The organism is Agrobacterium sp. GD03872, from assembly GCF_029840625.1.
Classification (GTDB): domain Bacteria; phylum Pseudomonadota; class Alphaproteobacteria; order Rhizobiales; family Rhizobiaceae; genus Agrobacterium; species Agrobacterium fabrum_A.
In genome coordinates this window covers 36,743-49,277 of record NZ_JAOCCY010000002.1, presented here as the reverse complement: position 1 = coordinate 49,277, position 12,535 = coordinate 36,743, and the positions used below count along the sequence as shown (strand labels likewise).

The 12,535-nt window shown below is 60.4% G+C and carries 12 protein-coding genes and 1 other RNA gene; 9 read left to right on the top strand and 4 right to left on the bottom strand.

Translation table 11 applies throughout. The features are described 5' to 3' along the window. Window positions 1-4 precede the first annotated feature (4 nt). Window positions 5-868, top strand: a complete 864-nt coding sequence (locus tag N5D22_RS04160) for a prephenate dehydratase (RefSeq protein WP_279654517.1) — start codon at window positions 5-7, stop codon at window positions 866-868. Between the two features lie 15 nt (window positions 869-883). Here the strand turns inward: N5D22_RS04160 and nudC are convergent, their stop codons facing one another. Next, window positions 884-1,846, bottom strand: coding sequence for an NAD(+) diphosphatase (gene nudC, locus N5D22_RS04155; protein ID WP_279654516.1), 963 nt, complete (start codon window positions 1,844-1,846; stop codon window positions 884-886). Continuing rightward, the gene (locus tag N5D22_RS04150) at window positions 1,846-2,274 is read right to left on the bottom strand and encodes an HIT family protein (protein WP_065654787.1); all 429 of its coding nucleotides are present in this window, start codon (window positions 2,272-2,274) and stop codon (window positions 1,846-1,848) included. The genes nudC and N5D22_RS04150 overlap by 1 nt, the downstream gene beginning before the upstream one ends. A gap of 65 nt (window positions 2,275-2,339) precedes the next feature. Between N5D22_RS04150 and ffs the strand changes: the two genes are divergently transcribed. The 3 genes from ffs to N5D22_RS04135 all read left to right on the top strand — a co-directional run bounded on the left by ffs (window position 2,340) and on the right by N5D22_RS04135 (window position 4,740). Beyond that, window positions 2,340-2,436, top strand: an RNA gene (gene ffs, locus N5D22_RS04145) — signal recognition particle sRNA small type. A gap of 81 nt (window positions 2,437-2,517) precedes the next feature. After that, window positions 2,518-4,392, top strand: a complete 1,875-nt coding sequence (locus N5D22_RS04140) for a DNA polymerase III subunit gamma/tau (protein WP_279654515.1) — start codon at window positions 2,518-2,520, stop codon at window positions 4,390-4,392. A gap of 24 nt (window positions 4,393-4,416) precedes the next feature. Next, window positions 4,417-4,740, top strand: coding sequence for a YbaB/EbfC family nucleoid-associated protein (locus N5D22_RS04135; protein ID WP_003507179.1), 324 nt, complete (start codon window positions 4,417-4,419; stop codon window positions 4,738-4,740). 57 nt (window positions 4,741-4,797) lie between these two features. Here the strand turns inward: N5D22_RS04135 and N5D22_RS04130 are convergent, their stop codons facing one another. Further along, entirely contained in the window at window positions 4,798-5,433 is a 636-nt protein-coding gene (locus N5D22_RS04130; protein ID WP_279654514.1) for an MOSC domain-containing protein, read from the bottom strand. A 37-nt stretch (window positions 5,434-5,470) separates the two neighbouring features. On the opposite strand from N5D22_RS04130, the gene recR reads away from it, so the two are divergent. Beyond that, a complete protein-coding gene (gene recR / locus N5D22_RS04125) occupies window positions 5,471-6,076 on the top strand; it encodes a recombination mediator RecR (protein ID WP_003507177.1) in 606 nt (201 codons plus the stop codon). 38 nt (window positions 6,077-6,114) lie between these two features. Next, on the top strand, window positions 6,115-7,380 hold the full coding sequence (locus tag N5D22_RS04120; protein WP_279654513.1) for a lytic murein transglycosylase: 1,266 nt from the start codon (window positions 6,115-6,117) through the stop codon (window positions 7,378-7,380). Between the two features lie 186 nt (window positions 7,381-7,566). On the opposite strand, the gene N5D22_RS04115 is transcribed toward N5D22_RS04120, so the two are convergent. After that, window positions 7,567-9,195 (bottom strand): MFS transporter, encoded by a 1,629-nt coding sequence (locus tag N5D22_RS04115; RefSeq protein ID WP_279654512.1) that lies wholly within the window; start codon window positions 9,193-9,195, stop codon window positions 7,567-7,569. 287 nt (window positions 9,196-9,482) lie between these two features. On the opposite strand from N5D22_RS04115, the gene rimP reads away from it, so the two are divergent. The 3 genes from rimP (at window position 9,483) to N5D22_RS04100 (ending at window position 12,466) form a co-directional block, all read left to right on the top strand. Beyond that, window positions 9,483-10,079, top strand: coding sequence for a ribosome maturation factor RimP (rimP, locus tag N5D22_RS04110; RefSeq protein ID WP_279654511.1), 597 nt, complete (start codon window positions 9,483-9,485; stop codon window positions 10,077-10,079). 63 nt (window positions 10,080-10,142) lie between these two features. Beyond that, window positions 10,143-11,759 carry a transcription termination factor NusA gene (gene nusA / locus N5D22_RS04105; RefSeq protein ID WP_279654510.1) on the top strand — a complete coding sequence of 539 codons (1,617 nt, stop codon included), beginning with the start codon at window positions 10,143-10,145 and terminating at the stop codon, window positions 11,757-11,759. Then, a complete protein-coding gene (locus tag N5D22_RS04100; protein WP_279654509.1) occupies window positions 11,756-12,466 on the top strand; it encodes an RNA-binding protein in 711 nt (236 codons plus the stop codon). The genes nusA and N5D22_RS04100 overlap by 4 nt, the downstream gene beginning before the upstream one ends. Window positions 12,467-12,535: the final 69 nt, after the last annotated feature.

The window sequence follows — 12,535 nt, the reverse complement described above, 5'->3', positions numbered from 1 at the left end:
TCCCATGACCTTGAGCACAAATCGCATTGCCTTCCAGGGCGAATTCGGCGCGAATTCCGACATGGCCTGCCGCGACATGTTCCCTGATATGGAGCCTTTGCCGTGCCCGACATTCGAGGATGCCTTCAACGCCATTGAAAATGGCGAAGCCGATCTCGGCATGATCCCGATCGAGAACACGCTGGCCGGCCGTGTCGCAGATATTCATCACCTGCTGCCGGAATCGCGCCTGCACATCATCGGCGAATATTTCATGCCGATCCGCTTTCAGCTGATGGTGATGCCGGGCGTGAAAAAGGATGAAATCCGCACCGTCCACAGCCACATCCATGCGCTTGGCCAGTGCCGCAAGATCATCCGTTCGAACGGCTGGAAGCCCGTCATCGCCGGCGATACGGCGGGCGCCGCAAGGCTCGTGTCCGAAAAGGGCGACCGCAGCATGGCGGCCCTTGCGCCGCGTCTTGCCGCCAGCCTCTACGGTCTCGATATTCTCGCGGAAAATGTCGAGGATTCGGAAAACAACGTCACGCGCTTCGTGGTGCTTTCCCGCGATGAAAACTGGGCCAGGCGCCAGACAAACGACGAAATCGTCGTCACGACCTTTGTCTTCAATGTTCGCAACATCCCGGCCGCGCTCTACAAGGCCATGGGCGGTTTCGCGACCAACGGCATCAACATGACGAAGCTCGAAAGCTACCAGCTCGGCGGCAAATTCGTGGCGACGCAGTTTTATGCCGATATCGAAGGCCATCCCGATGACGAGCCGGTGCGGCATGCGCTGGACGAGCTGCGCTTCTTCTCGGAAAAAGTCCGCATTCTCGGTGTCTACAAGGGCCATGCGATGCGCGGCAAGCTCAACCAGGGTTGAGCCTGCCGAACCCGATTATTTCGTCCATTCCACCCAATCGCGCATCAGCCGATGCGCGATGGCGCCACCGGGAGGCGCGGAAAAGCCCTCACCCGTTGCCGTTTCCAGCATCTTGGCGACTTCCGCCCGCGTGAACCAGCGGCAATCCTCCAGTTCGATCTCATCGCGGGCAATATCGAAAGACAATGCCTCGGCATAACAGCCGATCATCAGCGTATGCGGCATCGGCCAGGGCTGCGATGCGTGATAGCGTACGCGACCGACTTCAACACCGGATTCCTCATGCGTTTCGCGGCGGACGGCCTGCTCGATGGTTTCGCCCGGCTCCACAAAACCGGCAAGGCACGAATACATGCCCGGCGCAAAATGCGCACCGCGACCAAGCAGGCAGAGGTCGCGCTCGATATCGATGGTCATCATGATGACAACGGGATCGGTGCGCGGGAAAATGGTATGGCTGCAGGCGGCGCAGATACGCTTGTAGCCGCCGATGCGCAGCTCCATGGTGCCGCCGCACTTTCCACAAAACCGATTGTCGGCGTTCCAGTGGGTAAGGCTGACGGCCTGGGCGACCTCGCTCAGCAATTCCTCATCGAGAAGATGGTCGCGATAAAGCGTGCGGGCGTCGGCGAGCTTGTAGTGGCTCGCGAGCTGATCCTCGGCAACGGCAACCGGCACCGCAATTCTCGGCTCGCCGGTTTCGCGATATCCGAGCAGCACGGCATTGTCGAAATCCGGCTGCAGTTCAGCCAGCTCATAGGCGGAAAACAGGGGATCGATCACCTGCTCGTCATGCTTCAGGACAAGACGGTTGCCCGAGAAAGCGAAAATATGGGTGCCATCGACCTTCAGCGCATCGGCCACGCATTCTTCCGACCGTTTTTCGGCGAAACGGTCGAGGGCGTTCTTGGAAAAGGCTGTCAGCAGGCTTGCTTCGGCATGGGGGGCAGTGGTTTCAAAAATTTTCATTGATATCATCAGAGCGCGCCGGAGATTTTTTTCATCAAACTTTCCTTTTCGCCCGCGGCATAGGGCACAGGCGTTCCGTGACCCCAGATGGGACCCGGCCAGCAGGTGTCGCCTTCATTGCGGGCGATAATGTGCACATGAAGCTGCCGGACGATATTGCCCAAAGCACCGACATTGATCTTGGTGGCTCCGGTGATTTCTTTCAAGGCGGACGCGACGAGATTGGTCTCGAATGTCAGCACGGCCTGATCAAGCGGGGTGAGATCGAACAATTCGCTGACGCCGTCTCGCTGCGGCACCAGCACCAGCCAGGGCCAGCGGTTGTCGTTTTGCAAACGCAGTTCACATAGTCCCAAACGCGTCACAAGCACGCTGTCGCGCGCCAGCCTGTCGTCCAGCCGGAATGTCTCCAAGGTGTCCTCCATGTTTGTTTTCATTGTGATAGCAGTTTTTTGAAGGCTTGGCTTGCATTTGCTTTCGATATTGCCGATATGTGGCCCCGGGAGGTTGGTGGTGGACGAGCCACTCGCCAACCGGGTCAGGTCCGGAAGGAAGCAGCCCTAACGAGCCCGGCACGGGTCGCCGTGCCAGCCTCCCACCCTTTTTTAAAAGACGTGCTCAGCTTTCGCCGGGCCAGTTCAGCGCCCCAAGACAAACTGGCAAAACAAACTGGCGAGGCAATGAGCGACACCGTACCCACCACATCAAGCGAATCCCAGGTCGGGACCGGCTACCGGGTACTGGCGCGCAAATATCGCCCCAAGGATTTTTCCGATCTGATGGTCGGCCAGGAGCCGATGGTCCGCACGCTGACCAACGCGTTTGAGACCGGCCGTATCGCGCAGGCCTATATGCTGACCGGCGTTCGCGGTGTGGGCAAGACGACCACGGCCCGCATTCTCGCCCGCGCGCTGAATTACAAGACCGATACCATCGACAAGCCGACCATCGATCTGCGCATTCCCGGTGAACATTGCCAGGCGATCATGGAAGGCCGGCATGTCGACGTGATCGAGATGGACGCCGCCTCCCATACCGGCATCGACGATATTCGCGAGATCATCGAGCAGGTGCGTTACCGCCCGGTTTCGGCACGCTACAAGGTCTATATCATCGACGAAGTGCACATGCTCTCGACGCAGGCTTTCAACGGTCTTCTGAAGACCCTTGAAGAGCCGCCGGAACATGTGAAATTCATCTTTGCAACCACCGAAATCCGCAAGGTTCCGATCACGGTTCTGTCGCGCTGCCAGCGTTTCGATCTGCGCCGCATCAGCGCCGCCGATCTGGTAGGCCTGTTCACCGCCATTGCCGGCAAGGAAGGTTTCGAAGCCGATCCGCAGGCGCTGTCGATGATCGCCCGCGCTGCCGAAGGTTCCGCCCGTGACGGCCTTTCGCTGCTCGATCAGGCGATTGCCCATGGCGGCGGGCGCGTGGAGGCGGAAGCGGTGCGCGGCATGCTCGGCCTTGCCGACCGTGCACGTATCGTCGATCTCTTCCAGCACGTCGTCAAAGGCGATGTTGCGGCAGCCCTTTCGGAATTCAACGGACAATATGAGGCGGGCGCGAACCCTGTCGTCGTGTTGAACGATCTTGCCGATTTCACCCATCTCGTCACCCGCATGAAATATGTGCCTGACGCGGCGGAAGACCCCTCGCTTTCCGAGATCGAGCGCGTGCGCGGCGCGGAATTCGCCGAGACGATTGCCGTGACGGCGCTGTCGCGCATCTGGCAGATGCTGCTGAAAGGCATTCCGGAAACGGAAAACGCCTCGCGCCCGGCCGGTGCGGCCGAAATGGTGCTGATCCGGCTTTCGCATGCCGCCAATCTGCCCGCACCTGAAGATGCCGCGCGGCGCTTGGCGGAGCTTTCGAACGGTGACGGCGGTTACGCCAATGGTGGACCTTCGGGCGGCGGCAATGGCGGCGGTGCGCGCGCCTATTCGTCAGGACAGGCCGTGGCCGCGGGAAGACCTGTCGATCTTCCCGCCCAGCGCCAGCCAACACCGCAGACCTCCGCCGTGCTGCGCGCCGTTCCAGACAGCCGCCCGCAGGAGATGCAGGTCGCGGCACCGAAAACCGAAGAGCGGCCGGAGCCGAAGGTTCCCGTCAATTCGGTGCAGGATATTGCCGATCTCTGCCAGAAGAACCGCGATCCCGTCATGCGGGCGAAGGTGCGCAACTTTGTGCGGCTGGTGCGGCTGGAGCCCGGCCGGCTTGATATGCGCCTCGGCGAAGGCGCGCCCGGATCGCTGCCCGGCGAACTTGGCGTCAAGCTCAAGGAATGGACCGGTATCCACTGGATCATCAGCCTCAGCAGGGAACAGGGCGAGCCGACCCTTGTTGAAGCCGAAGGCAACGCCCGCGACGCCCGTCTTGTCGATGCGCGTCAGGATCCTGACGTTGCCGCCATTCTGGCGCAGTTTCCCGGCGCAAAGATCACCGACGTGCGCATCCGCGCCGCCGCACAGGATGAGGCGGAAGAGATCGCGCCGCCATCGGTTGCCGAATCGAGCGAAGGCGACATCCTTCCCGGCGACGACATCGAGTTTTAAACAAAAAGAACAGGAGATTGGCACATGCGTGACATCATGGGCATGATGGGCAAGGTCAAGGAAATGCAGTCCAAGATGGAGAAGGTGCAGGAAGAAATCGCCGCCCTTGAAGTCGAAGGCAGGGCCGGTGGCGGTCTGGTGACCGTCATTCTCAACGGCAAGGGCGAAATGCGCGGCCTGAAAATCGATCCTTCGCTGTTCAAGGAAGACGAGGTGGAAATCCTCGAAGACCTGATCGTGGCTGCCCACAAGGACGCCAAGGAAAAGGGCGAAGCACAGGCGCAAGAAAAGATGGCGGGCCTGACCGCGGGTCTGCCGCTGCCGCCCGGCATGAAATTCCCGTTCTGATATAATCCGACCGAAGAGGATGGCGTGATGCACGCCGTCCTCGCGTCTAGAATGGGTCTAGGCTTCCAGCATCGCGCGAAACCGGCTTGCAAGCGGCGTTTCGAGATAGGCCCTGCGTTCGGCTGCATCGAGCTGCATGGGGCGGAAGTGCTGGAGAATGGTCGGTATCGGCAGTTTCGTTCCCCGATAGGGTTCGAAGGCGATATCCTCCCCGGCAGCAAGCATTCCGCCTTTCAGCACCCGGCAATAAAAACCCGGCTGGCCCGCCTGCCGGAAGCGCGGTGCGAAATCGGGATCGCCGATGCGGGCCGACAAAGTGGCGCAGGGAATGCGGGCGGCGGTTACCTCCAGCACGACTTCGTGGGCCAAGAACCTGTCGCCGACATGGAGTTTTGCGCTGTCGACGCCATCAAGCACGAGGTTTTCGCCAAAAAACCCGGCTTCGACGACAAAGCCCAGAGAGTGCGACCAGAAATCGAGATCGACGGACCCCATGACGTAAATCGCCTGATCCGGCCCGCCGTGATGTTTGCGATTGCAGACGGCATCGCTGACGATACCCTCCGCATCAACCATGACCGGGCCGTGGACGGGATGCTTGAAGATACCCGTCTTCATCGTCTTTCCCGGCAGGCTTTTTGCCTCGCCCCGGCACACCGCCCGTATTTTCATGGACTGCCCTTTGCGCTTCATGATTCCCGTTTCCCGATTTATGCAGTAGAAAACGCTCATGGCAAAACGAGTCACCGGTCCTGAAATTGAAAAACTGATCCAGCTTCTGGCAAAAGTGCCGGGGCTTGGCCCCCGCTCGGCGCGGCGGGCGGCGTTGCATCTCATCAAGAAGAAGGAACAGCTTCTTGGGCCTCTCGGCCATGCCATGGGCGAGGCCTATGACAAGGTGAAGATCTGCTCCTGCTGCGGCAATGTCGATACAATCGATCCCTGCACCGTCTGCGCCGACGACCGGCGCGACCAGTCGGTCATCATCGTGGTGGAAGACGTGTCGGATCTGTGGGCGCTGGAGCGGACGGGCGCGATGAACACCGCCTATCACGTGCTGGGTGGCACGCTTTCGCCGCTCGACGGCGTCGGGCCCGAGGACCTGAATATCAAGGGCCTGATCGACCGTGTCAGCGCCGGCGGTATCCGCGAGCTTATCATCGCCGTCAATGCGACGGTGGAGGGGCAGGCGACCGCCCACTACATCACCGACCGCCTTTCCGGTCTCGACATCAAGATCACCCGGCTTGCGCATGGCGTGCCGGTGGGCGGTGAACTCGATTATCTCGACGAGGGCACATTGACGGCGGCGCTTCGGGCGCGCACGACGATCTGAAGCCACCCTCCCTCCCCGTCATTCAAAGAGGAGACCGAATGCGAAACCATTTTGCCCCGAAGGCACTGGCTGCACTTCTTTCCGTTTTTTCAGCAACGACGGCCTTGGCGCAATCGGCACCGACAGGAGCAGCGGCAGCCCGATATGACGCTGAATTTAATGCCTGGCTGAAAAAGGAAATCTGGCCAGAAGCCCGTAAGGCCGGCATTTCGCAAAAGACGCTTGAAGCTACGCTCAGCGGTCTGTCCATCAGCTGGAACCTGCCCGATCTTGTCATTCCCGGCCAGAAGCCACCGAAGGAGCAGAGCCAGAGTCAGGCGGAATTCTCCTCGCCGGGCGCCTATTTCTCCGAAAAACGGCTGCAGGGATTGGCGGGCACCGGCCGCTCTCTTGCCGCCACCCATGCGGCGACGCTGCGCAGGATCGAGGCGAAATACGGCGTGCCCGGCGATATCGTCGTTGCGATCTGGGGCCGCGAATCCGGTTTTGGCCGAGCGAAACTGCCGCATTCCGTGGTCGATGTGCTGGCCACGAAAGCCTATATGTCCACCCGTAAGGAGATGTTCCGCACCGAGCTGATCGATGCGCTGAAGATCGTCGAAAGCGGCGATATCGCAGCCTCGCGCATGATGGGCTCCTGGGCCGGCGCGCTCGGCCAGCCGCAATTCATGCCGTCGAGCTATCTCAAATATGCGGTTGATTTCGATGGCGACGGCCATCGCGATATCTGGAATTCCGTGCCGGATGCGCTGGCATCCATAGCGAACTATCTTTCCCAGCGCGGCTGGCAGAGAAATCGCGACTGGGGTTTCGAAGTTGCGATCCCCGCCAATGTCTCCTGCGCGCAGGAAGGCCCTGATCTTGCCCGGCCGGTGGCCGACTGGGCGAAGATGGGCATTACCCGCGTTTCCGGAAAAGCCTTCCCGTCCAATGACCTATCCGCCGATGGCATGATGCTGGTGCCGGCCGGACGGCATGGGCCGGAATTTGTGGTGACGCCGAATTTCTACGTCATCAAGGAATATAACAATTCCGATCTCTACGCGCTGTTCATCGGCAATCTCGCCGACCGCATCGCCCATGGGGCGGGCCCGTTCAAGGGTGAATGGGGCAATGTCGGATCGATGCTGCGCTCGGATGTTCTCGCCATGCAGAAGGCGCTGGTGGCCAAGGGTTACGATGTCGGCAAGGCAGATGGGCTGGCCGGTTTCAAGACGCGCCGCTCACTCGGCGACTGGCAGGCCAAGAACGGGCTTTCACCGACGTGTTTTCCAGATGCAAGCCTGAAGGCTAAGCTGAAATAGCACGTTACGGGCGACGTCGGAAAACCTCTCCGTCGTCATGCTCGGGCTTGTCCCGAGCATTTGCAACCGATTGATTTAACGATACGTGGTTGGATCCTCGGGACAAGCCCGAGGATGACGTCGAGGGTTATGGCAAGGGCCATCAACAGCCTTTTTACCTGACCCGTTTCTGCCTCTCCCAGCCTCTCAATGCTGATCGGTATGGGGCTTGTGGAAGATATCGTCGGTTGGCGGAATGGTCTGCCGCTCGATCATCCGGTGCACGCGTGGCCGCGTCTTGCCGCGATGAAGCTCAAGCAGCCGGTCCCAGGCCTCCGCATCCGCCTGGGTGCGGCGGTGGTTGTGGCGGACATATTCCACCCAGGTCGGCACATGGTAGCTTTCGGTCCAGATGTCGGGGTTTTCCAGATCGCGCATCAGGTTCCAGTTGCGGGCACCGTCCCGGATGCGGATACGGCGGCGCTCGGCCATCAGCGGCAGGAATTCGCCGAGGTCCTCATCATGGATTTCATAGTCGATGAGAATGGCGATGGGGCCGCTGCGCGGCTTGATATCCAGCCTCAGCGGCGGCTCCACGAAGCGATTGAGCGGATCGAGATTGAGCGAGGCGAAGGCGGGCATGGCGAGCTTGAGGCCGACGACCACGCCAAGCAGCATCAGCACGCAGGAACAGAGAAGCGAGTAGGAAATGCCGTAATCTTCCGCGAGTTCACCCCACAGCCAGCTGCCCACCGCAATGCCGCCAAAGGTCAGCGTCTGGTAAAGCGAGAGCGCGCGACCAACCACCCAGCGCGGGGTGGAGAGCTGGACGATGGTGTTGAACAGCGAAAGCGCCAGAACCCAGCAGGCACCGGCAACCGTCAGGACAAGGGACGTGATGATGGCGCTCGTACTGATTGCCGTCACGCCGGAGCTGAAGGCGAAGCCTAAAAAGGCGACGCGCACGATCCATTCGCTGGACATGACTTCCCTCAGCCGGGCGCTGATGAGCGCTCCGCCAATGGCGCCGACACCAAATGCACCCAGCATGACGCCGTAAGTCAACGGGCCGCCTTCCACCAGATCGCGGGCGACGATCGGCATCAAAGCGAGGATGGCGCTGGCGGAAAGACCGAAGAGAAAGCCGCGCACCAGCACCTTGCCGATATTGGGCGACATGGCCACGTAACGCATGCCAGCCGAAATGGCGGCGAGAAGCTGTTCGCGCGGCAATGTCGAGGCATATTTTGGCGGCTGCCAGCGAAACAGCGCGTAGATCAGGGTGAAATAACTGAGCGCATTCACGAAAAATGCAGCAGCGGCGCCTGCGGCCGCAACGATGATGCCACCGATGGCCGGGCCGACGCTGCGGGTGATGTTAAAGCCGACGCTATTCAGCGTCACGGCGGCAGGCAAATCCTCTCGCGGCACCATTTCGCCAACGGAAGCCTGCCATGAAGGATTGTTGAGCGCGGTACCGCAACCGATCATGAAAGTGAAGAAGAGCAGCAGCCAGGGCGTGAGCCAACCGGACCATGCAAAAACCGTAAGAAGGATCGAAGCCGTCAGCATGAGCAGCTGGGCGGAAATCATGATGCGACGACGATCAAAACTATCGGCCAGCGCGCCTGAAATCAGTGAAAACATCATGATCGGCAGCGAGGTGGAGGCCTGCACCAGCGCGATCATGTTTTCCGAACTTGAGAGCGACGTCATCATCCATGCGGCGCCCACCGCCTGGATCAGTCCGCCGAAATTCGAAGCAAGGCTGGCGATCCAGATTCGTCTGTAAGTCAAATGCCTTAAAGGCGCGAGTGGCGATTTACGGTCAGGCACGCTCTGTCCACTTGATGCAACTGCGATTTGTCGAATGGCAACTATAGACAGTGCCGGCAATCATGCCAGCCTTTCCGACATGGTAAGGGTGAAAATGTGGCCGAGGTTGCGACCGAAGCGGAGACGCCCGCGAAAACCTTGCAATCCTGCCCCGATGGGTCTATATGACCCCTGAAATTCTTGATCGCTTGATGAAGAGTGGGGCCGCAAGGCTCCGCTCTTTTTCGTTAGGCGAACCGGAAACCACGGGCAGAAAGCCCGGTGAACATCAAAGACCGGAAGGCCAGATGGCAGACACCGCACAAGAACCGCGACTGATAACCGAAACGGGCATCGACCAGCGTATCGCCGAGATCATCGAGCCTGTTTTGACGGGCATGGGATATCTTCTGGTGCGTGTGCGGCTCTCCAACCAGAACGGCATGACGCTTCAGATCATGGCCGAGCGCGAAGACGGCACCATGACCGTCGAGGACTGCGAAGCCGTCTCCATGGCGATTTCACCGGTTCTTGATGTGGAAGATCCGGTCGATAAAGCGTATCATCTCGAAGTTTCCTCGCCCGGCATCGACCGGCCGATGGTTCGTAAATCGGATTTCACCCGCTGGCAGGGCCATCTGGTGAAGGTCGAAACCTCCATTCTGGTCGAGAACCGCAAGCGGTTTCGCGGCAAGATCGTCGAGGTCAGTGCTGACGGCTTCAAGCTGGAACGCGACCAGATCGCCTATGGCGAAGAGCCGACAGTCATCATTCCGTTCAGCGCGCTTTCCGATGCGAAGCTCATTCTGACGGACGACCTTATTCGTGATGCGCTGCGGGCAGACAAGGCCGCCAAGGCCGCCGCCGCAAACCAGAACGACGAAAACGAAGCAGACGAAGACTAATTCCAACGTAAAGCCCGAAAAACGGGCGATCAACGCAATTATGCGACTTACGGAGATAGAAAAATGGCAGTGAGTGCTAACCGGCTTGAGCTTCTGCAGATCGCCGATGCTGTGGCGCGCGAAAAGGTCATCGACCGCGAAATCGTGCTTGCCGCAATGGCCGACGCTATCCAGAAAGCCGCCCGCTCGCGCTATGGTTCGGAAACCAACATCCGTGCCGACATCAATTCCAAGACCGGCGAAATCCGCCTGCAGCGTCTTCTGGAAGTTGTCGAGGCCGCCGAGGACTATTCGACCCAGATCCCGCTGGAGCTGGCCCGCGACCGCAACCCGGACGCCAAGCTCGGCGACTTCATCGCCGATCCGCTGCCGCCGATGGATTTCGGCCGTATCGCCGCCCAGTCCGCCAAGCAGGTCATCGTGCAGAAGGTGCGCGAAGCCGAGCGTGACCGCCAGTATGACGAGTTCAAGGACCGCATCGGCGAAATCGTCAACGGCACCGTCAAGCGCGTCGAATATGGCAATGTCATCGTCGATCTCGGCCGTGGCGAAGGCATTATCCGTCGTGACGAGATGATCCCGCGGGAAAACATGCGTTACGGCGACCGTGTGCGCGCTTACGTCTACGACGTTCGCCGCGAACAGCGCGGCCCGCAGATTTTCCTGTCGCGTACCCATCCGCAGTTCATGGTGAAGCTCTTCACCATGGAAGTCCCTGAGATCTACGACGGCATCATCCAGATCAAGTCGGTTGCCCGTGATCCGGGTTCGCGCGCCAAGATCGCCGTCATCTCGAACGACTCGTCGATCGATCCGGTCGGCGCCTGCGTCGGTATGCGCGGTTCGCGTGTTCAGGCCGTTGTCGGCGAACTTCAGGGCGAAAAGATCGACATTATTCCGTGGAGCCAGGAGCCGGCTTCCTTCATCGTCAACGCCCTGCAGCCGGCGGAAGTCGCCAAGGTCGTTCTGGATGAAGAATCCGAGCGTATCGAAGTGGTGGTTCCGGACGAACAGCTGTCGCTCGCCATCGGCCGCCGCGGCCAGAACGTGCGCCTGGCATCGCAGCTGACCGGCTGGGATATCGACATCATGACCGAGCAGGAAGAATCCGAGCGCCGTCAGAAGGAATTCAACGAGCGCACGGCCCTCTTCATGGAAGCCCTCGACGTTGACGAAATGGTCGGTCAGGTTCTGGCTTCGGAAGGCTTCGCGCAGGTCGAAGAACTGGCCTATGTCGACCTCGACGAAATTTCCTCGATCGACGGCTTCGATGAAGACACCGCCGATGAAATCCAGACCCGCGCCCGCGAATATCTGGAACGCCTGGAAGCCGAAATGGACGCCAAGCGCAAGGAGCTCGGCGTTTCCGACGAGCTGCGCCAGATCGACGGCCTGACCTCGCAGATGATGGTGGCGCTGGGTGACGACGGCATCAAGACCATCGAGGACTTTGCCGGTTGCGCGGCAGACGATCTGGTCGGCTGGAGCGAGCGCAAGGACGGCGAGACGAAGAAATTCGAAGGCATCTTCTCCAAGCTCGATGTTTCGCGCGTCGAAGCCGAGAACATGGTGGTGCAGGCCCGTCTTCTGGCAGGCTGGATCACCGCTGAAGAGCTCGCTTCCGAAGAGGAAGCCGATCTTGAGGCTGCCGAGGAGGCGGATACCGCCGAGCAGGAATGATATCGCAGGCGCATGAGCCGGATGATCTGCCCGAAACGGATAACGACGGGCGGCTCAAGGGCGACGTCAATGGACGTATGTGCATTGTGACGCGGCAGAGCGGATCGCCCGATGAGCTGATCCGCTTCGTCGCAGGACCGGACGGCAGCGTCGTTCCGGATATGAAACGCCAATTGCCGGGGCGCGGCTGCTGGGTAACACCCGAGCGCGCCCTGATCGAGAAAGCCATCGCGAAGAAGCTCTTCGCGCGGGCGCTCAAACGCGACGTCAAGGCCGGGCCGGAGCTTCTCGCTCTTCTCGACCGGCTGATGGCGCAGCAGCTTGCCGGGATGATGAACATGGCGCGCAAGGCGGGCCAGTTCATCAGCGGCGCGATGAAGGTCGATGCCGCCGTCCGTTCGGGGAATGCGATTGCCGTGTTCCACGCAACCGATGCTGCGGCAGATGGCGTGAGAAAACTGGACCAGGCCCGCAAGGCCTGGGCGCTCGGCAGCGATGCCGGCAACGAAATTCCGTCCTTCCGGCTCTTCAGCGGAGCCGAAATGGACGAGTTGATGGGCCAGAATGCTTTTATCCATGCCTGTGCGCTTGCAGGGCAGGCGGGTGAGGGTGTAGTGAAGCGCGCAACGATGCTTGAGCAGTACCGCCTTGGCGGTCGGCCCCAGGCGGAACGCGACGCTGCCCGGACAGAACAATGGCGCGGTTAACCGACATGAACGGTCGCCGCGTTCCGATGCAGCAATTGAACGACGAGACCTGATGGACGTCATCCGGTT

Bases quoted from the DNA above. Each gene is read 5' to 3' on its own strand.
- N5D22_RS04160 (WP_279654517.1), top strand. From the start codon at position 5: ATGACCTTGAGCACAAATCGCATTGCCTTCCAGGGCGAATTCGGCGCG.
- nudC (WP_279654516.1), bottom strand. From the start codon at position 1,846: ATGATATCAATGAAAATTTTTGAAACCACTGCCCCCCATGCCGAAGCA.
- N5D22_RS04150 (WP_065654787.1), bottom strand. From the start codon at position 2,274: ATGAAAACAAACATGGAGGACACCTTGGAGACATTCCGGCTGGACGAC.
- N5D22_RS04140 (WP_279654515.1), top strand. From the start codon at position 2,518: ATGAGCGACACCGTACCCACCACATCAAGCGAATCCCAGGTCGGGACC.
- N5D22_RS04135 (WP_003507179.1), top strand. From the start codon at position 4,417: ATGCGTGACATCATGGGCATGATGGGCAAGGTCAAGGAAATGCAGTCC.
- N5D22_RS04130 (WP_279654514.1), bottom strand. From the start codon at position 5,433: ATGAAGCGCAAAGGGCAGTCCATGAAAATACGGGCGGTGTGCCGGGGC.
- recR (WP_003507177.1), top strand. From the start codon at position 5,471: ATGGCAAAACGAGTCACCGGTCCTGAAATTGAAAAACTGATCCAGCTT.
- N5D22_RS04120 (WP_279654513.1), top strand. From the start codon at position 6,115: ATGCGAAACCATTTTGCCCCGAAGGCACTGGCTGCACTTCTTTCCGTT.
- rimP (WP_279654511.1), top strand. From the start codon at position 9,483: ATGGCAGACACCGCACAAGAACCGCGACTGATAACCGAAACGGGCATC.
- nusA (WP_279654510.1), top strand. From the start codon at position 10,143: ATGGCAGTGAGTGCTAACCGGCTTGAGCTTCTGCAGATCGCCGATGCT.
- N5D22_RS04100 (WP_279654509.1), top strand. From the start codon at position 11,756: ATGATATCGCAGGCGCATGAGCCGGATGATCTGCCCGAAACGGATAAC.